The 21,146-nt window shown below is 30.4% G+C and carries 15 protein-coding genes; 11 read left to right on the top strand and 4 right to left on the bottom strand.

The features are described 5' to 3' along the window. The first annotated feature begins 132 nt into the window (after window positions 1-132). From uvrC to KGF38_RS04220, 3 genes are all read left to right on the top strand, one after another. Entirely contained in the window at window positions 133-1,950 is a 1,818-nt protein-coding gene (gene uvrC / locus KGF38_RS04230) for an excinuclease ABC subunit UvrC (RefSeq protein ID WP_074179240.1), read from the top strand. Then, window positions 1,950-2,879 (top strand): HPr(Ser) kinase/phosphatase, encoded by a 930-nt coding sequence (gene hprK / locus KGF38_RS04225; RefSeq protein ID WP_054271853.1) that lies wholly within the window; start codon window positions 1,950-1,952, stop codon window positions 2,877-2,879. Before uvrC ends, hprK begins: the two co-directional genes overlap by 1 nt. Window positions 2,880-3,025: 146 nt before the next feature. Then, window positions 3,026-4,822, top strand: coding sequence for a MutS-related protein (locus tag KGF38_RS04220; protein ID WP_074179241.1), 1,797 nt, complete (start codon window positions 3,026-3,028; stop codon window positions 4,820-4,822). A 122-nt stretch (window positions 4,823-4,944) separates the two neighbouring features. On the opposite strand, the gene KGF38_RS04215 is transcribed toward KGF38_RS04220, so the two are convergent. From KGF38_RS04215 to cls, 4 genes are all read right to left on the bottom strand, one after another. Next, window positions 4,945-6,726, bottom strand: coding sequence for an NADH-dependent [FeFe] hydrogenase, group A6 (locus KGF38_RS04215; RefSeq protein ID WP_054271851.1), 1,782 nt, complete (start codon window positions 6,724-6,726; stop codon window positions 4,945-4,947). A 22-nt stretch (window positions 6,727-6,748) separates the two neighbouring features. After that, complete coding sequence (locus KGF38_RS04210; protein ID WP_054271850.1) at window positions 6,749-8,635, bottom strand: NADH-quinone oxidoreductase subunit NuoF; 1,887 nt, start codon at window positions 8,633-8,635, stop codon at window positions 6,749-6,751. Window positions 8,636-8,651: 16 nt separating this feature from the next. Beyond that, the gene (locus KGF38_RS04205; RefSeq protein ID WP_003416946.1) at window positions 8,652-9,149 is read right to left on the bottom strand and encodes a complex I 24 kDa subunit family protein; all 498 of its coding nucleotides are present in this window, start codon (window positions 9,147-9,149) and stop codon (window positions 8,652-8,654) included. A 317-nt stretch (window positions 9,150-9,466) separates the two neighbouring features. Continuing rightward, complete coding sequence (gene cls, locus KGF38_RS04200) at window positions 9,467-10,948, bottom strand: cardiolipin synthase (RefSeq protein WP_054271849.1); 1,482 nt, start codon at window positions 10,946-10,948, stop codon at window positions 9,467-9,469. A gap of 317 nt (window positions 10,949-11,265) precedes the next feature. Here cls and KGF38_RS04195 point away from each other — a divergent pair, with 317 nt between their 5' ends. The 8 genes from KGF38_RS04195 (at window position 11,266) to KGF38_RS04160 (ending at window position 21,130) form a co-directional block, all read left to right on the top strand. Continuing rightward, window positions 11,266-12,036, top strand: coding sequence for a formate/nitrite transporter family protein (locus tag KGF38_RS04195; protein ID WP_054271848.1), 771 nt, complete (start codon window positions 11,266-11,268; stop codon window positions 12,034-12,036). 272 nt (window positions 12,037-12,308) lie between these two features. After that, window positions 12,309-13,223, top strand: coding sequence for a UDP-N-acetylmuramate dehydrogenase (gene murB / locus KGF38_RS04190; RefSeq protein ID WP_074179242.1), 915 nt, complete (start codon window positions 12,309-12,311; stop codon window positions 13,221-13,223). A gap of 3 nt (window positions 13,224-13,226) precedes the next feature. Continuing rightward, entirely contained in the window at window positions 13,227-13,943 is a 717-nt protein-coding gene (locus KGF38_RS04185) for a PHP domain-containing protein (RefSeq protein WP_054275752.1), read from the top strand. 27 nt (window positions 13,944-13,970) lie between these two features. Then, window positions 13,971-14,828, top strand: a complete 858-nt coding sequence (rapZ, locus tag KGF38_RS04180; RefSeq protein WP_054271845.1) for an RNase adapter RapZ — start codon at window positions 13,971-13,973, stop codon at window positions 14,826-14,828. A gap of 11 nt (window positions 14,829-14,839) precedes the next feature. Beyond that, on the top strand, window positions 14,840-15,946 hold the full coding sequence (locus KGF38_RS04175) for a gluconeogenesis factor YvcK family protein (RefSeq protein ID WP_176702492.1): 1,107 nt from the start codon (window positions 14,840-14,842) through the stop codon (window positions 15,944-15,946). Between the two features lie 68 nt (window positions 15,947-16,014). Beyond that, a complete protein-coding gene (locus KGF38_RS04170) occupies window positions 16,015-16,440 on the top strand; it encodes an NUDIX hydrolase (RefSeq protein WP_003416968.1) in 426 nt (141 codons plus the stop codon). A 16-nt stretch (window positions 16,441-16,456) separates the two neighbouring features. Then, entirely contained in the window at window positions 16,457-17,407 is a 951-nt protein-coding gene (gene whiA, locus KGF38_RS04165) for a DNA-binding protein WhiA (protein WP_054271843.1), read from the top strand. Window positions 17,408-17,560: 153 nt separating this feature from the next. Beyond that, the gene (locus KGF38_RS04160) at window positions 17,561-21,130 is read left to right on the top strand and encodes a DNA polymerase III subunit alpha (RefSeq protein ID WP_074179245.1); all 3,570 of its coding nucleotides are present in this window, start codon (window positions 17,561-17,563) and stop codon (window positions 21,128-21,130) included. Window positions 21,131-21,146: the final 16 nt, after the last annotated feature.

Here is a 21,146-nt window from a genome sequence, read left to right as displayed (position 1 = left end):
TTGTTTTTAAATCAATTATGGAAGGGGGATATGGACTTTAACTTGTTTAGAGTACTGGAAACTGTATAACTTTTTAAATTTCACATTTTAGGGTATAATTTTAATATAAAATTTAATGTTTTGGAGGGCTATATGTTTGATATACAAGAACATTTAAAAAAATTACCTTCTGAGCCCGGAGTATATTTAATGAAAGATAAATACGACCATATAATATATGTGGGAAAAGCCATATCTTTAAAAAATAGGGTAAGGCAGTATTTTCAATCTTCAAAAAACCATACATCTAAAGTAAAATCTATGGTTAAAAATATATATAAATTTGAGTATATTATAACGGATTCAGAGTTGGAGGCATTAATACTTGAATGTAATCTAATAAAAAGATACAGACCTAAGTATAATGTAGTACTTAGAGATGATAAAACTTATCCATATATCAAAGTAACTACAAATGAAGATTATCCGAGAATCTTAAAGGTTAGAAGAGTTCTTAAAGATAAGGCAAAGTATTTTGGACCATATACTAATATAACTGCTGTGAATGATACTTTGGAACTTATAAATAGTACCTATCCAATAAGAAGTTGTAAAATAGATATCGAAAAAGCGATAAAGAATAAAACAAGACCCTGTTTAAATCTGCATATAAATAAATGTCTAGGGCCTTGTACAGGAAATGTTTCTAAAGAAGAATATGGAAAGATGATAGAAGAAATTATAATGTGCTTATCTGGTAAAGAAGAGAAATTGATGGAGCTTTTAAAGGAAAAAATGAATGAGAGTTCTATGAATTTTAGATTTGAGGAAGCTGCGGTATATAGAGATAAAATAAAGAGTCTTGAAGAGATGATACAGAAACAGAAAATAGACACTAATGTAAGTGACTTAAATCAAGATGTGGTTGCAATGGCAAGAGCCCATAATGAAGCCTGTGTACAGGTATTTTTTATCAGAAATGGTAAGATTGTAGGTAGGGAACATTTTATATTAGAAGGTGTAATGGATAGCCCAAGAGCCTCTATATTAGGTTCATTTGTGAAACAATTTTACAATGAACAAGAGTATATACCAAAAGAATTAATTATAGAAGATGAGATAGAAGATAGTTCTATATTAGAGGAATGGTTGTCATCTAAAAAAGGTCAAAAAGTAACTATAAGAGTACCACAAAAAGGAGAAAAGAAAAGCTTAGTTGAAATGGTAAGAAAAAATGCTATAGAGTATCTTGAAAAGTTTTCTGATATGAATAAGAGAAAATATGAAAAGAGTATTGGAGCATTAGAAGAATTAAAACGACTATTAAATCTAGCAAAGTTACCAATAAGGATAGAGGCTTATGACATATCAAATATACAAGGCGTAGACTCGATTGGCTCTATGGTAGTATATACAAATGCTAAAAAAGATAAAAAAGAATATAGAAGATATAAAATAAAAACAGTCATTGGACCTAATGATTATGATTCTATGGCTGAAATTGTAGATAGACGATTAAAACATGGAAATTTACCTGACTTGATATTATTGGATGGTGGAAAGGGACAAGTTAGCGCAGTAAAAAAAGTATTAGAACTTAATGATGTAGATATACCTCTTTGGGGAATGTACAAGGATGATAAGCATAGAACCAAGGGATTGATATGTAAAGGAAAAGAAATAGAGCTAGATAAAACAACCAATTTATATAGATTTATTGCTAGTATACAAGAAGAGGTTCATAATTATGCAATAACATATCATCGAAGTTTAAGAAATAAAGCTTTGACAAAATCTATCTTAGATGATATACAAGGAATAGGTGAAAAAAGAAAGAAATCATTATTAAATCACTTCAAAGATGTAGATGCTATAAAAAAAGCTACTATGGAAGAACTTTTAGAAGTAGAGGGAATGAATAAAAGCATTGCAGATAATGTTTATAATTTTTTTAGGAAGGAAGAAAACTAATGGAAACTAGCAATAAGGTATCGATAAGAGAGATAATAAAAGACTTGAAGTTAAAAGTAGTGTACATGCCTGATGATGTAGATTATTATGTCTACTCTCAAGATATAAATAGACCAGGGTTACAGTTTGCAGGATATTTTGATTACTTTGCGTATGAAAGAATACAAATAGTTGGGAAGACAGAATATAATTTCTTTGGATTAATGGATAATACTATTAGAGAAGAAGTGTTGGATAGATTTTTCTCATATGAAATACCTGCTCTAATAATCTCTAGAGACTTGGAAATCAAGCCAGATGTAATTGAAAAAGCTAAAAAATATAAGAGAATACTTTTGAGTACAAATAGAAATACAACTAGACTTATAAATAGACTATCAAATTATTTGGATAATAAATTAGCACCACACACAACAATTCATGGTGTGTTAGTTGATATTTATGGAATAGGTGTACTGATAAAAGGTGAAAGTAGTATAGGAAAGTCAGAAACAGCGTTAGAACTGATTCAAAGAGGAAATAGACTAGTTGCAGATGATGCTGTGGAAATAAGAAAACTGGATGAAAGTATGCTGATGGGACAGTCACCTGAATTGATAAGACATTTTCTTGAGATAAGAGGAATAGGGATAATAGATGTTAGAAGTTTATATGGAGTAGGAGCAATTAAAAATTCTAAAATGATAGATTTAGTAGTTCATCTAGAAGCTTGGGATGAGACTAAGTATTATGACAGACTTGGGCTTGATAAAGAATATGAAGAGATACTTGGTGTCAATGTAGAGAAACTAGTTGTACCTGTTAAGCCTGGAAGAAATACTGCTATGATATTAGAAGTAGCAGCAATGAATTTTAGACAAAGAGGAATGGGATATGATGCAGCGCAAGAGTTTACTAAAAAACTATCAAAATTAATTGATACTAAGTAGTGCAGACTGATATTAAAATTAAGTTGTATCTAATATTTATTAATAATATATATTAGATAAGGATAATTTAAAGTAATAGATTAAAACTGCACTAGATTAATTTTATATTTGGATTTTATTATATAACAAGAAAGTTGGAATTTTTTATGGGAATAGACTATTTTAGTAAACTTTTAGAAAGTACTACTGAAAAAGAATTGCTCTTAAGTAAAAAGTCAAATAATATAAGTACAGCGAGATTAATCTCTTTTTTGATAGTGATAGTAGGATTTGCTATTGGACTTTACAATAAAAATATAGTGGGTGTTTTTGTTGGAGTTGTAGCGATTGTAGCGTTTATAGCACTCTTAGTTATTCATAATAAAGTAAAAGAAGAAGAAATGTATTTTAAAAGTAAGATTGATGTAATAGACAAGTATATAAAACGATTTGGAGATGGCTGGAAAGAATTTAAAATAGATGGTAAAGAATACTTAGAAGATGAAAATTCACAAGCAAAAGATTTAGATTTGTTTGGAAGAGCTTCATTGTATCAATATATCTGTGTGGCTAATACATCTTATGGTAAGAAGTCTTTGGCTAAGTCATTATGGAATGAAAATCCAGATGAGAAGATAATCTTAGAGAGACAAATAGCAATAAAAGAACTTTTATCAAAAGATGATTTTTCTATTCATATTCAAACACTGAGTAATATAATTGGTAAGGAGCAAAAAAATAATTCTGATGGTAGTATAGAAGCATTCATAGAGTATGGAGAAAATAAGGATGTATATATACCAAAATGGATGCATATTTTTACTTGGGGTCTACCTACTGCTACAATCCTATCTTTTATATTTTTTACATTAGGTTTTTTACCTATTTTGCCTGTTTTTCTACTTTTCATAATACAGTTGGGATTTAGTGGTTTTGGGCATACGAGACTTATGCAGACTCTTTCACCATTATTTTCATTTAGTAGAAATATACAAGTATATGAAAAGATGTTTGAGGTTTTAGAAAAAGAGACATTTGAGAGTGATTACTTAAAAGAATTACAAAAAAAACTTTCTAAGGGAAGTGGCGTTTCAAAAGGTATTAAACAACTAAATTCAATAGGAAATGCTGTAAATTTAAGATATAATCAGATATTATATATAATTGCTTGTGGTGTTCTTATGTGGAATTATCATTGTGCAGAATCACTGGAACGATGGAAAGGTGTGTATGGAAATCAAATTAGAGGCTGGCTAGAATCTATTGGAGAATTTGAAGCTCTAATAAGTTTAACAGTTATTGGTCATGTAAAGGAGAATACATGTTTTCCAGTAATAAAACATGAAGACATTCCAAGGCTAAAAGTTGAAGAAGTATATCATCCATTAATAGCAGAAAAAAGTGTTATAGCAAATTCAATACAATTAAATTCTCAGACATGTATTATTACAGGTTCAAATATGTCTGGAAAAACAACATTTTTAAGAAGTATAGGAGTGAATTTAGTATTAGCATATGCAGGAGGACCAGTATGTGCTAAGAATTTTGATGCAACTTGTATGGCTATATTTACATCTATGAGAATACAAGATGATGTAAGCCAAGGAATATCAACTTTTTATGCTGAGATTCTTAGAATAAAATCAATGATTCAATATAGCTTAAAAGAATTACCAATGTTGGTTTTAGTGGATGAGATTTTTAAGGGAACTAACTCTGCTGATAGAATTATTGGAGCAAGTGAGGCAGTAAAGAAATTATCAAGACCATGGGTTATAAGTATGGTTACAACACATGATTTTGAGTTATGTGACCTTTCAGGTAGTGGAGATGTTGAAGTTGTAAACTATCATTTCTCAGAGTACTATGTAGATGATAAAATTCATTTTGACTATATGATAAAAGATGGAAGATGTAAAACTACAAATGCAAAACAACTTATGAAAATGGCTGGAATTCTTTAATTAATATATAAGACTAGGAAGTTGTATTAAAGTAAACTAATAAGGATTGTCTTAAAGTACTTAAGAGTATTTTAAGACAATCCTTTTATTTAATAACACTTAATTTTTATAATTGTTAGAGCTTATTTAGATTCCTCACAAGCACATTCTTGTGGGCATTCTCCATAAATACAACTCTTATCGAAGTAATGAGTATGAAGGTATTTATGAGCTACATCACTATTTGGGTCTCCAAAGAAGTCTTTATAAATAGCCTGTAAATCAGGATTTTCATGAGATTTACGAATAGCTTTATTTCTATCTATTTCATATAATGCATTTGCACGTCTATCAACTATTTCAGTATTACCATGGTGATAAGGTTGACCAGCACCTCCAACACATCCACCAGGACATGCCATAACTTCTATAATGTGATATTTACATTCTCCACTTCTAACCTTATCCATAATCTTTCTAGCATTTTTAAGTGTATTTACAATACACACATTAACTGTAGTTCCATCAACATCTATGCTTGCTTCTCTGATTCCTTTAAGACCTCTAACATTAGTAAAGTTTACATTATCTAAAGTCTTATTAGTTATCTTTTCGTATGAAGTACGTAGAGCAGCTTCTAGAACTCCACCACTTGCTCCAAATATAGATGCAGCACCTGTAGATTTTCCTAAAGGATTATCAAAATCTTGGTCTTGAAGATTAGGTAAATCGATAGCAGCTTCTTTTATCATTTTAGCTAATTCTCTAGTAGTGATAGAAAGGTCAACATCTAGTATTCCAGACTCACTTAATTCTTCTCTTGAAGCTTCATATTTTTTAGCTACACAAGGCATTACAGATACAACATAAAGCTCTTCAGGATTGATTCCTAATATTTTAGGTGCATAGTAATTTTTAGCTATAGAACCAAACATACCTTGAGGAGACTTACAGCTAGATGCTAAATTTAACTTATCTGGATAATTATGCTCCAAGAAGTTTACCCATGCAGGACAACAACTAGTCAATATAGGAAGATTTTCACCACTTTGGATTCTTTCTATAAATTCAGTAGCCTCTTCCATGATAGTAAAGTCTGCACCAAAGTTCGTATCAAATACATGTTCAAATCCAAGTGCTTTTAAAGCAGCTACCATTTTTCCTGTAGAAATTGAACCTGGTTCTAATCCAAATTCTTCACCAATTGCAACTCTTACAGCAGGAGCAACTTGAACTACTATAGTTTTTTCTTTTTTATTTAAAACATCCCAAAGCTTAGGTACATTATCTACTTCTGTTAACGCTCCAGTTGGACAGACAGATATACATTGACCACAGAATGTACACTCTGTCTCAACCATATCAGAGTTGAAGAATGTACTAACTAAAGTATTAAATCCACGATTAACTCCAGATAATGCTCCTACTGTTTGTATATCATTACATACAGTTTCACATCTTCTACATAATATACACTTAGAGTGGTCTTTAACTAAAGACTTAGTAGAAGTGTCTTTACCTGCAAAAGATTTAGAACCTTGATATCTTATTTTTCTTACTCCTAAATCGGCAGCTATAGTCTGTAATTCACAATCTCCATTTTTTTCACATACAAAACAATCTTGTGGATGGTCTGATAACAATAATTCAACAATAGTTCTACGAGCATTTAATGCTTTTGCACTATTAGTTTGAACTCTCATACCTTCCTTTATAACTGTTCCACAAGCTGGAACTAAGCCTCTCTCTGTCTCAACCATACAAACACGACAAGAAGCACAAGTGTCAAGCTTATCTATTTCGTTCATATGTAAATGACAAAGGTTGTGTATTTTTATATTTATTAATTTCGCAGCATCTAAGATAGAAGTTCCACTAGGTGCTGAAACGTGTTTGCCATTAATAGTTAAATTAACTAAACTCATTGTTATTCCTCCTCCAAATAAGTTATTTCTTGATTATAGCGTTAAATGTACAATTATCTATACAAGCACCACATTTTAGACACTTAGAAGTATCTATTGTATGTTGTTCCTTAACAGAACCTGTTATACAACCAGCAGGACACACTCTAGAACATTTTGTACAACCCTTACAAGCATCTGTTATAAAGTAAGAAAGTAAGTTTTGACATTTGCCAGCAGGACATTTCTTATCTACAACATGAGCTATATACTCATCTTTGAAATATTGAAGAGTACTTAAAACAGGGTTTGGAGCAGCTTTACCAAGACCACATAATGAAGCAGTTTGTATAGTTTCAGCAAGGTTTTCTAGGTCATCTAAATCTTGTAGAGTACCATTACCTTCTGTAATTTTAGTTAATATCTCTAATAATCTTGTAGTACCTATACGACAAGGAGTACATTTACCACAAGATTCTTCAACAGTAAACTCAAGGAAGAACTTGGCTATATCTACCATACAGTCAGATTCATCAAGAACAAGCATACCACCAGAACCCATCATTGAACCTATAGAGCTTAATGAACCAAAGTCTATAGGGATGTCTAAATGCTCAGTTGGTATACATCCACCAGATGGACCACCTGTCTGAACTGCCTTGAATTGTTTACCTTCAGGGATTCCTCCACCAATTTCAAATACAATATCTCTTAAAGTAGTACCCATTGGAACTTCAACAAGCCCTACATTTTCCACTTTTCCACCAAGAGCAAAGACTTTAGTACCACTAGAATCTTCAGTACCTAAGTTAGCAAACCAGCTTCCGCCATTCAGTATGATTGCTGGTATATTGGCAAAAGTTTCAACATTGTTTAAGCAAGTAGGAGATTTCCATAAACCACTCTTAGAAGAACTATAAGTCTTCATTCTAGGTTCACCACGTCTACCTTCAATTGAATGCATTAAAGCTGTACCTTCACCACAAACGAAAGCTCCTGCACCGTATTTTAATTCTAGTTTAAAGTTAAATCCAGTACCTAATATATTTTCACCAAGTAAACCGTATTTTTCAGCTTGAGCTATAGCTACTTTTAATCTTTCTATAGATTTTGGATATTCTGCTCTTATGTATATGTAACCTGTATCAGAGCCTATAGCATATCCGCATATTGCCATAGCTTCTAGTACACTGTGAGGGTCACCTTCAAGTACTGATCTATCCATAAATGCACCTGGGTCACCTTCGTCAGCATTACAAACAACAAATTTTTTATCTGTTGGGCCAGCAGGATTTTTTGAAGCAGCTTCCCATTTAGAACCAGTAGGGAAACCAGCACCACCTCTACCACGAAGACCAGAAGTTTTTACTTCTGCAATAACTTCTTGAGGAGTAAGAGAAGTTAAACATTTGCCTAGAGCTAAATAACCATCATTGGCAATATATTCTTCTATGCTATCTGGGTCAATAAGTCCACAGTTTTTTAAAGCTATACGTAATTGTTTTTTGTAGAAAGACATTTCTTCTTGCTCTTCTACTTTTTTGCTTAAAGATTCTTCTTCATATAATAATTCCTCAACAACTGTATTTCTAATTAAGTGACTTTGAACTATCTTTTCAGCATCTGATGGTTCAACCTTCACGTAGAAAACGTTATCAGGATAAACTTTTACGATAGGACCTTGAGCACAGAAGCCAAAACAACCTGTCAAACGAACAGTAACTTTGTCTTGGATTCCTGATTTTTTTATTTCATTTTCTAATTCACTAACTATTTCCATACTGTTTGAAGATGTACATCCAGTATCACAACAAACAAGTAATTCTCTTCTTAATACATTTTCCTTAGAATAATTTTTTCTTAAGCTAAGATTAGGTTTCAGCTCATCAGCTAAAACTTTTAATTCATCAAATGAATTTACTTTACGCATTATTTATTCACCCCTCTTAACAATTCAATTCTAATTCTCTATAAGTATCTAATATTTCACTTACTTGGTCAGGTTTCACCTTACCATAAACTTTACCATTTACAGTAACAACTGGAGCTAAACCACATGCCCCCAAACATCTTAAACCTTCTAAAGAAAATTTAAAATCACTAGTAGTTTCTCCAACTTTTATACCAAGTTGTTTTTCAAAAGCACTTAATATTTTATCAGCACCTTTTACAAAACATACAGTACCTAGACAGACACTGATTTTATACTTACCTACAGGTTCTGTAGTAAAATAAGAATAGAATGTAACAACCCCATATACCTTTGCAGGAGCTACTCCAAGTTTTCTAGCAACATGAAGCTGAACTTCTTTTGGAAGATATCCAAATATACCTTGTGCTTCATGTAGAACTTGTATTAACGCACCTTCTTTTGTTGCAAGAGAGTCAATAAATATATCTAGTTCGTCAAATAATTGCTTGTTGTGTGAAATAAAATCGCACATAACAAATCCCCCTTTTCTTTTTAAAGTTATTATTTCTCAAAAAATAATTAACCATGAGTTGACCCCAACCTTATGTTGGTGAACAAAACCAAAACAATAAAGAAAGAACAATATACAACAATTTCTTTATTCATAAAAACAATGCAAAAAAGTTACCTATCAAAAATAAAAACTATACTAGTCTATTATAATATAAAATAATTCAGAATAGTTAAAAAAAATAAAAAAAATGAACTAAATTCAATAAAAAAAAAATAATATATATAAAAAACTTTAAAAAATAAACCGGAATGTAAAATTTTTATAAAATAAAAGATTTATAAAACTGCTGATAATAGTCTAGAAATTGATTCCTTGATTTTTATATAAGTAGACCTAGAATTATATATATCCAATGTTATTTCTTTTGAATTTAAAATATCATTTTCAAATATAATTCTTTGTTCCAGTGCTTTTTTTGAAGAATACATAAATGCATTTACTTCAAAATTAAGTTCGAAACTTCTTATATCCATATTGGCTGTTCCTATAGAGCAGATAGAGTCATCTATAACTATCGTCTTAGCATGTAAAAATGCATTTTGACCGTAAGTATAAATTTTAGCTCCAAAGTTTAAAAGTTCTCCAGCATATGAATATGATGCCCAGTATACAAAAGGATGGTCAGGTTTAGAAGGAATCATAATTCTTACATCAACACCAGATAAACAAGCTATTTTTAAAGTATCTATAAATGTTGCATCAAGTATTAAATAAGGACTCTGTATATATATATACTTTCTAGCTTTCTGAATCATTTTAAGGTAACCATATTTAATTTCGTCAAGCTCTGATATATCTGGACCACTTGATACTATCTGAATCCCAATATTTTCAGAAGGATGATTAGAGTTTGTTTCTTCTTCTATAAAGTACTTCTCTAAGTCTAAATCTTCTTTAGTTGTGTATCTCCAATCAAGGATAAATCTCATATTTAGGTCAATTACACAATCACCAGTAAGTTTGGTATGTGTATCTCTCCATAGACCAAATTTTGGATTTCTACCTAAATACTCATCACCAACATTATATCCACCTACAAATCCTACTTTACCATCAATGACAACAATTTTTCGGTGATTTCTATAGTTTAAGTTAAAGTTTACGATTTTTAAGAATGATGGAAAGAAACTTCCAACCTTAACACCACTTTCTTTAAGTCTAGAAAGTGTACTATTCTTTAGTGTTCTACCACCAACGGCGTCAAATAAAAGTCTTACCTCGACACCTTCTTTAGCTTTAGCTACTAGAATGTCGATTATTTCAGTTCCGATTTTGTCATCTTTGAAAATGTAAAATTGTATGTTTATATATTTTTTAGCCTTTTTAAGTTCTTCAAGAAGACTGTTAAAAAATTGACTAGACTCAGCATAAATCCACACATCGTTATTATTGGTATAATGAGCATTATTTGAGTTAGCTAATGCATAAATCATATCCTTATGTTGATGTATATCTGAATCAATTTCAGAAGTAGACTGTAACTTAACCTGAGTATCTAGTATGTTACTTTTGATTATCTTATCGTCCTTTTCTTTTAATCTAAACATATTGTTTTTTGAAATGTTTCTACCAAAAGCTATATAAAGTATGAATCCAAGTGCAGGGATTAACACTAATATAAGAAGCCATGTTAGAGTTGTATTTATGTTTCTTTTTTCCCTAAAGATAAGGTTCAGTATAACCATGAAATTAATTATATATATTGTAGTAACTGCTATTTCATATATTGACATTTCGAAAAATGATATATCAAACATAAAATTTCCTCCTTCAAATATTTATTAAAATAAGTAATTATATATAATAACACAAACATATATCTATTATATATAATACCTCAACAATAAAAAAGTAAAATAAATAATCGAGAGGTAAATTTTTCAAATTCAATATAAATTATTTCGAAATTAACAAAGTTGGTATATAATAAATAGTATAATTATATGAGACAGCTATATATATGCATATAGTATATTTTTTATGTTAATAAAATTTATTATATATCATATTGTTATTATATAATTATTGCCATAAAAAGACAAGGAAAAGTATAATTTTTAAGGGGGAAGGATTTATGAGTAAAGGATTCTTGACACCTGGGGAAACAGCACAAGCAACAATAAGTGCTGGCATCAAAAAAGCGAATATTTCAACACAAAATGCAATTTTATTAGGTTTATTTGGAGGAGCATTTATAGGGTTAGGGGCATTGGGAAGTATGATAGTTAGTCAGACTTTTGCTAAGATAGACCCAGGGGTAGCTAGTTTTTTAAGTGCTATGATATTTCCAGTAGGTCTTATGCTTGTAGTGGTAGCAGGAGCAGAGTTATTCACTGGAAATACTTTAATGCTTATTCCACTTATGGACAAAAAAATAACATTAGGAAAAATGTTAAGAAACTGGGGACTGGTTTATTTTGCAAATTTAGTAGGTTCAGTTTTGTTAGTAGCAATTTTATTTTATTCTTCTACATTGACAGGGGATGTAGCTACAAAAGCTATAGCTGTGGCAGAAGCTAAAGTTAATTCAACTATGGTTTCCATGTTTTTAAAAGGAATACTTTGTAATGTTCTAGTAGTTTTAGCTGTATGGATGGCTACAGCGTCACAAGATGTAATTTCAAAGTTAGGTTCATGCTGGACAGTAATAATGTTATTTGTGTTATGTGGATTCCAACATAGCGTTGCAAACATGTTTTTTATACCAATGGGGATGGTATTAGGAGCAAATATAACTATGGTTCAATTCATAACTAATTTAGTATTTGTAACACTTGGAAATATCGTTGGGGGCTCCATAATAGTTGGAGGAATTTATTATCTTTGCTATGTTAAAAATAGTTAGATAAATAATACGAATTAAATTGCCTTTTAAAGCATTGATATCAGTGATATTGATGCTTTTTTTAAATTATTTATATTCTTTTATATGTTGTTATTTTTTTTTTTTTAATTTATTATATATTTATTGAATATAGTTTGTAATTAAGAAACTAAAAATATAAAATCCATATGATAAGCAAAATCATATATTATTGAATATAGTTAATACTATATATTAATGTAATTTAAATAAGAATGACAGCTAAAGTTCAGTATAATTTGGGAGGAAATACAATGAATAATCAAGATATATATGAAAATTTATTAAATATATTAAGTAAAGATGATATAAAGGTTGATGAACCTATGAAAAAGCATATTTCATTTAGAGTAGGAGGACCAGCAGATATATTGGTTAGACCTAGAACAGAAGAGCAATTAAAAAATGTACTTCTTTTGGTGAAAAAGGAATCAATTCCATATTTAATAATTGGAAATGGCTCAAATATTTTAATTAAAGATGGTGGAATAAGAGGCGTTGTAATAGAATTGGCAGATAATTTCAATTCTTATGAGGTAAATGATACTAGGATGATTGCTCAGTCAGGAGTTTTATTATCAGTTTTAGGTAAAGCTCTTCAAAAGCAGGAATTAAAAGGATTTGAATTTGCATCAGGAATACCTGGAACATTGGGAGGAGCATTAGCCATGAATGCTGGAGCATATGGTGGTGAAATGAAGGATATAGTAAAGTCAGTAAAATTGATGGATATGGAAGGAAATATATTTGAACTATCAAATGAACAGATGGAATTTGGGTATAGAAAAAGCATAATATCAAAAAATGGCTATATAGCTTTATCCGCAGAATTAGAATTGCAAAAAGGCAATTATGATGAAATAAAAAGTTTAATGGACGATTTGGCAACAAGAAGAATAACTAAACAACCATTAAATTTTGCTAGTGCAGGAAGTACATTTAAAAGACCAACAGGATATTTTGCAGGTAAATTAATAGAAGAAACTGGATTAAGAGGTCTTACTTTGAGAGGAGCACAAGTGTCTGAGAAGCATTGCGGATTTGTAGTTAATAGAGGAGAAGCAAATGCTAAAGATATCTTAGATTTAATATATGTTATAAAAAGTGCTGTATATGCCAAGTTTGGGGTTATGTTGGAAGAAGAAGTCAAAATACTTGGAGAGGATTAACTGATGAAAATACTGGCTGATTATCATACACATACATTATATAGTCATGGAAAAGGGACTATTGAAGACAATGTAAAGGTGGCCATTTCTAAAGGAATAAAGACAATAGGGATATCAGACCATAGTTATAAGCATATTGCATATGGTGTAAAGAAAAAAGATATTCTTAAAATGAGAGAAGAAGTAAACTATTTGAATGATAAATATGGTGATATAAATATACTCTTGGGTATGGAATGTAACATATTAGATGATAAAGGCAATATAGATATGGAAGATAAATTTATTAAAGAATTTGATTATATTATGGCTGGATATCATTTTGGTTCTACTCCAACATCATTCAAAAGTCTATTAAATCATTGTAATAATTATGTATTCAAAACTGAAAAAGCAAAAGAATATAATACAAAAGCTGTAATAAATGCAATGAGTAATAATGATATTTTTATAATTACTCATCCTGGAGATAAAGGCGATGTTTATATAGAAGAAGTAGCAAAGATAGCAAAAAAGACAGATACTAGACTTGAAATAAATAGTAGCCATTCTTTTTTAAATGTAAATCAGTTAAACAAGATAAAAGAGTTAAAAAATACATTTGTAATAGGCTCAGATGCACATTGTCCACAAAGAGTTGGTGACTTTGAACTGGCTATAAAGACTATATTTGATTCTAATCTAGATGTATCATTAGTAGAAAACATTATAATAGAATAAACATAAGATAAAAGGGAGGAGTTAGCAATGAAATTTGTTATAGTTACAGGTCTTTCAGGATCTGGAAAAAGTGAGACAATGAGAGCTTTAGAGGATATGGGATTTTATTGTGTAGATAATCTACCTCCTGCTTTGATAACTAAATTTGCAGAATTATGTTATCAGCCGAATTCAAGTATTGATAAAGTTGCTCTAGGTATAGATATAAGAGGAAGAAAGTTTTTTGAAGCTCTTCATGAAAGCTTAAATTACTTGGAAAAAGAAAATTATGAATATGAAATGGTATATTTGGATTGTAATGATGATGTATTGTTAAAAAGATATAAAATGACAAGAAGAAATCATCCATTGGCAAAAGATATGCAGATTCCAGAAGGTATAAAAATGGAAAGAAAAATAATGGAGCCTTTAAAGGAATTATCCACTTGTATAATTGATACAACTAATATGAAGCCAAAAGACCTTAAAGAAGAAATAAAGAAAATATATTCTTCTGGTGAAGATAATCCAAACTTAACAATATCTGTAGTATCTTTTGGATTTAAACATGGTATACTTGCTGATGCAGATTTAGTGTTCGATGTAAGATTTCTTCCAAATCCCTATTATATTGAGGAATTAAGGTCTAAAACGGGTGATGATAAAGAAGTTAGAGACTATGTTATGAATTCTAAAATAAGTGAAGAATTTTATATAAAACTTTTAGATATGATTCATTTTTTAGTGCCTCAATATATAGAGGAAGGAAAACAACATTTAGTAATTGGTGTTGGATGTACAGGTGGAAGACATAGGTCAGTTACTATAACAAATCTTATAGCGGAGGATTTATCTAATAAAGGATATAGGGTTGTAAAGAAACACAGAGACTCTATGTTACGATAATGGAGGCAAACATGGCTAAATTACTTATTATTGTAGGAATTTTAGGTTGGATTGCATTAATTGTATCGTTATTTATATATAAGAAAGCAAAGAATGAAAAAGTAAAATTATTTCAAAGGTCTATTGTTGAAAATAGAGACCCAAATGTGGTTGTGATAGGTGGAGGTACTGGTCAGTCAGTATTTTTAAGAGGTCTTAAACATACTACACAGAATATAACTGCGATTGTTACTGTTGCTGATGATGGTGGAGGTTCAGGTGTACTGAGAGAAGACTTAGGGATGCTACCACCAGGAGATATAAGAAACTGTCTATTAGCACTTGCAAATATAGAACCAACAATGAATGAAGTCATGCAATATAGGTTTACAGAAGGACTTTTGAAAGGTCAGAGTTTTGGAAATCTATTTTTAGCTGCTATGAATGGATTATATGGAAACTTTGAAAAAGCTGTGTATAAATTAAGTGAGATTTTTGCTATAACAGGAAGAGTTTTGCCAGTAACTTTAGAAGATGTAAACTTGGTTGCGAAATTGGAGAATGGCAACATAATAAATGGAGAATCTAGCATACCTGAAGAGTCAAAAAGTCAGAAAAGCTCTATTGACAAAATTTTCTTAAGTCCAAAAGATGTAAAACCATTAAAGGATGTTATTGCTTCCATTTATGATGCTGATATTATAATCATGGGTCCTGGAAGCCTATATACAAGTATAATACCAAATTTGCTTGTAGATGGGATTGTAGATGCCATTAAATCGTCTTTAGCTCCAAAAGTATATATATCAAATATAATGACTCAACCAGGCGAGACAGAAGGTTATAATGTATTAGAACATGTTGAGGCTATAGTAAAGCATACTGATGAAAATTTGATAGATTATGTAATAGCAAATAATGAGATATTACCTGAGGAAATGCTCAACTTATATAGACAAGATGGAGCAGAACAAGTTTTGCTAGATAAAAAGCAAAAAGATAAATTAAAAGATATGGGTATAAGAACTGTAGAAAAGAATTTAATTGAAATAAAAAATAATTATATAAGACATGATGCAAAGTATATATCTAACATAGTTATTGAGTTAGCCCTAAATCATAATTACAACAAAAGTTAGTAAAAAAGGATTTTAAAAAATTGTGTAGAAATCCTTATCATTATGTTAGTTTTAAGGAGTGAACATCGATGAGAGAAGAGGTTAGTGCTGGTGGTGTAGTCCTGTTTGGCAATACGATTCTTTTACTAAGGAAGTTCAATGGAGATTGGGTGCTACCCAAAGGAAAAGTAGAAGAAGGGGAAAATAACCAAGAGGCAGCATTACGTGAAGTAAGTGAAGAAACTGGAGTAAAGGCAGATATATTGAAATATTTAGGTGAAATACATTATACATTCAAAGAAAACTGGGATGAAAACAGAGCAGTTCATAAAACAGTTTTTTGGTATTTGATGCAAGCAAAGAATATGGATACTATTCCACAAAAAGAGGAAGGCTTTATTGATGCCAAATTTATCCATCTAGATAGAGTAGTAGACCTAGCTAGGTACGATGATGAAAAGGAGATAATAAAGGTTGCTTTACAAGAAATAAAAAAAAGGTTAAAGAAAAATTAGTTAATAGGTGATAGAGATGTCTTTTTCAACTGAAACCAAAAATGAACTAGCGAGAATTGTATCTGAGAATGAATGTTGTAATATAGCTGAATTATCAGCTTTAGTCAAATCAGGGGGAAGTATACAAATCGTTGGATATAAAAAGCTAAATCTAAAGATAACAACTGAATTAAATTCGATAGCCCGAAAAGTATTTAAGTTATTAAAAAAGAATTTTAATATTAATACTACAATCTCTGTAAATAAGAATCAAATGTTGAAGAGAAATAACAGTTATGTATTAATGGTAACGAGTGAAATGGGTTCAGAAATATTATTAAAAAAATTAGGTATACTTGAAGATAAAGAAGGATTTTTTACTATAAACAAAATCCCAGATAACTTAATTAAACACGAAGGGTGTAAAAGAGCTTTCATAAGAGGTGCTTTTCTTGGCGGAGGTTCTATAAGTGACCCAGAAAAGAACTATCATATGGAATTTGTGACTAACAATGAGGAGTTTGCAGATTCTTTAAAAGAACTTATAAACTCTTTAGGTTTTAATAGTAAAATTGTGGCTAGAAAAAATAATCATGTTGTTTATATTAAAGAAAGTGAGCAAATATCTGATTTGCTGAGTATTATAGGAGGACACCACGCTCTTTTAAGTCTCCAAAATACTAAAATAGTAAAAGAAATGAGAAATAATGTAAACAGGATAGTAAATTGTGAGACAGCTAACCTTTCTAAAACAGTAAATGCAGCAGTAAGACAAGTGGAAAATATTAAGTTCATACAAGAAACTATAGGAATTAGCAGTTTACCAGAAAATCTACAAGAAATAGCTAAGATTAGAATTGAGTATGAGGACATGACTCTCAAAGAACTTGGAGAGATGTTAGAGCCACCAATAGGAAAATCTGGTGTAAATCATAGACTTAGAAAAATAGAGGAAATCGCGACAGATTTGAGAAAAAAATCGTTGTAATAAAATGAGGGGACAATCTCAGGATAAGTATTAATTTTTAACATATAATGGGATATGTTGAAGTTAATCCCTATTTTGAGATAAAAGTCTCTGTTTTTGTTTTAAGACATATATTTGTGGTAAAATTAAATTTATAAAACAGGAGGTGATTTAATGAACAAAGATTTTGCTCATCTTCATGTACATACTGAGTATAGTTTACTTGATGGATTTTCGAGGGTGAAAAAACTTATAAAAAGAGCTAAGGAGTTAAATATGAGCTCAATAGCTATCACTGACCATGGTTGTATGTTTGGTGTTATAGATTTCTACAAAACAGCTATAGAAGAAGGAATAAAGCCAATTATAGGGTGTGAAGTTTACACAGCTGCACGTGGGCTTAGAGATAAAGACCCAAACTATGATAAATATCAAGGACATTTAGTTCTATTAGCTAAAAATATAGAAGGTTATAAAAATTTAATAAAAATAGTTTCAACTTCATATGTAGAAGGCTTTTATTATAAGCCTAGAGTTGACATGGAAGAACTTAAAAGACACAATAAAGGGATTATAGCACTTTCTGCATGTCTTGCAGGAGATGTAGCACGTGCTTTAATGAATAGAAATTATGATAAGGCAAAACAATTTGCTATTGATTACAGAGATATATTTGGAGAAGAAAATTTCTTTTTGGAGATTCAAGACCATAATTTGCCTGAGCAAAAAGAAGTAAATTCTGGACTAGTGAAGTTATCAAAAGAGACTGGTATTCCACTGGTTGCAACTAATGATGTTCACTATGTAAATAAGGAAGATTCAAAGATACACGATGTACTTATGTGTATTCAAATGGGAAAAACATTAAATGACCCAAATAGAATGAGATTTGGTAGTGATGAGTTTTATTTGAAATCAAGAGAAGAAATGGAAGAACTATTTCCATATGCATTAGAAGCTATTGACAACACTACGAAAATAGCTGACATGTGTAATGTAGAGTTTGATTTTAATACTATACATCTTCCTAAGTATGATGTTCCAAAAGGATATACACCAGAAACTTACTTAAGGGAGCTATGTTTTAATGGACTAAAAGAGAGATATGATAGTCCTAGTGATGAGGTATTAGAGAGGTTAAATTATGAATTAGATGTAATTGAAAAAATGGGTTATGTGGAGTACTTCTTAATTGTATGGGATTTCATAAATTTCTCTAAAGAAAATAATATTATAGTAGGTCCAGGTAGAGGGAGTGCAGCAGGCTCAATCGTGGCTTATACACTTAAGATAACTGATATAGACCCAATAAAATATTCTCTCTTGTTTGAACGTTTTTTAAATCCAGAACGTATATCTATGCCAGATATAGATATAGACTTTTGTTATGAGAGAAGAGAAGAAGTTATAGATTATGTAAAGAGAAAATATGGTGATGACCATGTCGCACAAATAATAACTTTTGGGACAATGGGTGCAAAAGCTGCAATAAGAGATGTTGGAAGAGTGTTAGATATAGGCTACAATAAAGTTGACAAGATAGCTAAAGAAATTCCTTTTGCTTTAGGAATGACAATAGATAAAGCTCTAGATACAAATCCTAATCTTAAAGAATTGTATGACCAAGACCCTGAAACAAAAGAGATAATAAATATATCTAAACAGATAGAAGGAATGCTAAGACATGCTTCTACTCATGCAGCAGGAGTAGTTATATCAAAAAATCCTGTGGATGAGTATGTGCCTTTATATAAACATCAAGATGCAATAACAACACAATTTACTATGACGACACTTGAAGAACTTGGTCTTTTAAAGATGGACTTTCTTGGATTAAGAACGCTGACAGTTATAAGAGATACTCTTGACCTAATAGAAAAAAATAGAGTTATAAAAAATTATACAGAAAAAATAGACTTTTCAAAGATGGATTATGATGACCCAAAGGTATATGAGATGCTTTCATCTGGAAATACATTAGGAGTATTCCAGTTGGAGAGTGCTGGTATGAGAAGCTTTATTAAGCAACTAAGACCAGACAACTTTGAAGATATTGTAGCGGGAATATCTCTATTTAGACCAGGTCCAATGGACTCTATACCTGCATATATAAAAAATAAAAGTAATCCAAAAGATGTAACATATCTACATGAAAAACTAAAGCCTATAATGGAAGTAACCTATGGTTGTTTGGTGTATCAAGAGCAAGTTATGCAGGTTGTTAGAGATTTGGGCGGTTATAGTTATGGTCGAAGTGACTTAGTTAGAAGAGCCATGAGTAAGAAAAAGATGGATGTAATGGAAGAAGAAAGACAGTATTTTATTCATGGTAAGTTTGATGAGGATGGTAACATAGAAATTGCAGGCTGCATAAGAAATGGTGTAGAAGAAGAAATAGCTAATAAAATATTTGATGATATGATAGACTTTGCTCGTTATGCATTTAATAAATCACATGCAGCAGCATATGGAGTTTTAGCATATGAGACAGCTTATCTAAAAACATATTATCCAGTTGAATTTATGGCAGCATTAATAACAAGTGTTATGGGAAATACTGACAAGGTAGTTGAGTATATAAGAGAATGTAAAGCATTAGAAATAGATGTATTACCTCCAGATATAAATAAAAGTTTTTCAAAGTTTTCAGTTGAAGGGAATAATATAAGGTTTGGCCTAGCTGCTGTAAAGAATGTTGGTGTAAACATAATAAACAACATAATTGATGAAAGAGAATCTAATGGATTATTTGTAGATTTAGTAGATTTAGTTAAAAGATTAGACCAAAAAGATACAAATAAAAGAGTAATAGAAAGTCTAATAAAATGTGGAGCTTTTGATAATATAAGTGAAAATAGAGCTAGCTTAATGGTTGGTTATGAAAGCTTATTAGAAAGTGTATCTATGGATAGAAAGAAAAATGTTCAAGGTCAAATTTCTCTATTTGATGCTTTTGGAGATAGTGAAGAAGATAATGATTTTCAACAAATATATAGTTTACCTAAAAGGCAAGAGTATGAGGAAAGAGAGAAACTTAACCTTGAAAAGGAAGTGCTGGGAATGTATGTAAGTGGACATCCTTTATCACAATTTGAAAAAGAGTTGCAAGAAAAGACATCTATAGATAATGGAAAATTAAATTCATTAAAAGAGGACGAAGAAGCATATATACAAATGAATGAAACAGATGCCATAATGGGCGGAATGATTGTGAATAAAACTATAAAAACTACAAAGAGAAATGAAATTATGGCATTTATTGAATTAGAAGATTTGTATGGTGCTATAGAAATAGTAGTTTTTCCTCAATTGTTACAAAAATACAATGTCATTTTAAATGAAGATAATATAATCTATGTAAAAGGAACATTAAGTATAAAAGAAGGCGAAAATGCAAAACTTATAGCTAGAGAAATAAAAGATATAGACGATAGCACTGATTTTGCAACTAGAAACTACAATTCAGGAAGAACTAAAAGTATACAAAATATTAAACCAGAAAGTGGTAAAAAATTGTATTTGAAAATAGATAGTATGTCTGACACAGATACAACCAATAATATTGTAGAAATAGCTAAACAACATCCAGGCAATGATAGTATATACCTATATCCTATGGATGAAAATATAAATGGTAAGCGTAAAGCGTATAAAATGACAGGAGTATTGACCTGTATATGTGATGAATTTATAAATAACTTAGAAAAGTTACTTCCTAAAGATAACATAAAAATAAAAGCTTAGTTTTTTGGATAAAAAT

The organism is Clostridioides sp. ZZV14-6387, from assembly GCF_020657835.1.
GTDB lineage: Bacteria > Bacillota > Clostridia > Peptostreptococcales > Peptostreptococcaceae > Clostridioides > Clostridioides difficile_A.
Note: the sequence above shows the minus strand (reverse complement) of the source record. Positions and strands in the feature narration are given on the sequence as shown.

Bases quoted from the DNA above. Each gene is read 5' to 3' on its own strand.
- uvrC (WP_074179240.1), top strand. From the start codon at position 133: ATGTTTGATATACAAGAACATTTAAAAAAATTACCTTCTGAGCCCGGA.
- hprK (WP_054271853.1), top strand. From the start codon at position 1,950: ATGGAAACTAGCAATAAGGTATCGATAAGAGAGATAATAAAAGACTTG.
- KGF38_RS04220 (WP_074179241.1), top strand. From the start codon at position 3,026: ATGGGAATAGACTATTTTAGTAAACTTTTAGAAAGTACTACTGAAAAA.
- KGF38_RS04215 (WP_054271851.1), bottom strand. From the start codon at position 6,726: ATGAGTTTAGTTAATTTAACTATTAATGGCAAACACGTTTCAGCACCT.
- KGF38_RS04210 (WP_054271850.1), bottom strand. From the start codon at position 8,635: ATGCGTAAAGTAAATTCATTTGATGAATTAAAAGTTTTAGCTGATGAG.
- KGF38_RS04205 (WP_003416946.1), bottom strand. From the start codon at position 9,149: ATGTGCGATTTTATTTCACACAACAAGCAATTATTTGACGAACTAGAT.
- cls (WP_054271849.1), bottom strand. From the start codon at position 10,948: ATGTTTGATATATCATTTTTCGAAATGTCAATATATGAAATAGCAGTT.
- KGF38_RS04195 (WP_054271848.1), top strand. From the start codon at position 11,266: ATGAGTAAAGGATTCTTGACACCTGGGGAAACAGCACAAGCAACAATA.
- murB (WP_074179242.1), top strand. From the start codon at position 12,309: ATGAATAATCAAGATATATATGAAAATTTATTAAATATATTAAGTAAA.
- KGF38_RS04185 (WP_054275752.1), top strand. From the start codon at position 13,227: ATGAAAATACTGGCTGATTATCATACACATACATTATATAGTCATGGA.
- rapZ (WP_054271845.1), top strand. From the start codon at position 13,971: ATGAAATTTGTTATAGTTACAGGTCTTTCAGGATCTGGAAAAAGTGAG.
- KGF38_RS04175 (WP_176702492.1), top strand. From the start codon at position 14,840: ATGGCTAAATTACTTATTATTGTAGGAATTTTAGGTTGGATTGCATTA.
- KGF38_RS04170 (WP_003416968.1), top strand. From the start codon at position 16,015: ATGAGAGAAGAGGTTAGTGCTGGTGGTGTAGTCCTGTTTGGCAATACG.
- whiA (WP_054271843.1), top strand. From the start codon at position 16,457: ATGTCTTTTTCAACTGAAACCAAAAATGAACTAGCGAGAATTGTATCT.
- KGF38_RS04160 (WP_074179245.1), top strand. From the start codon at position 17,561: ATGAACAAAGATTTTGCTCATCTTCATGTACATACTGAGTATAGTTTA.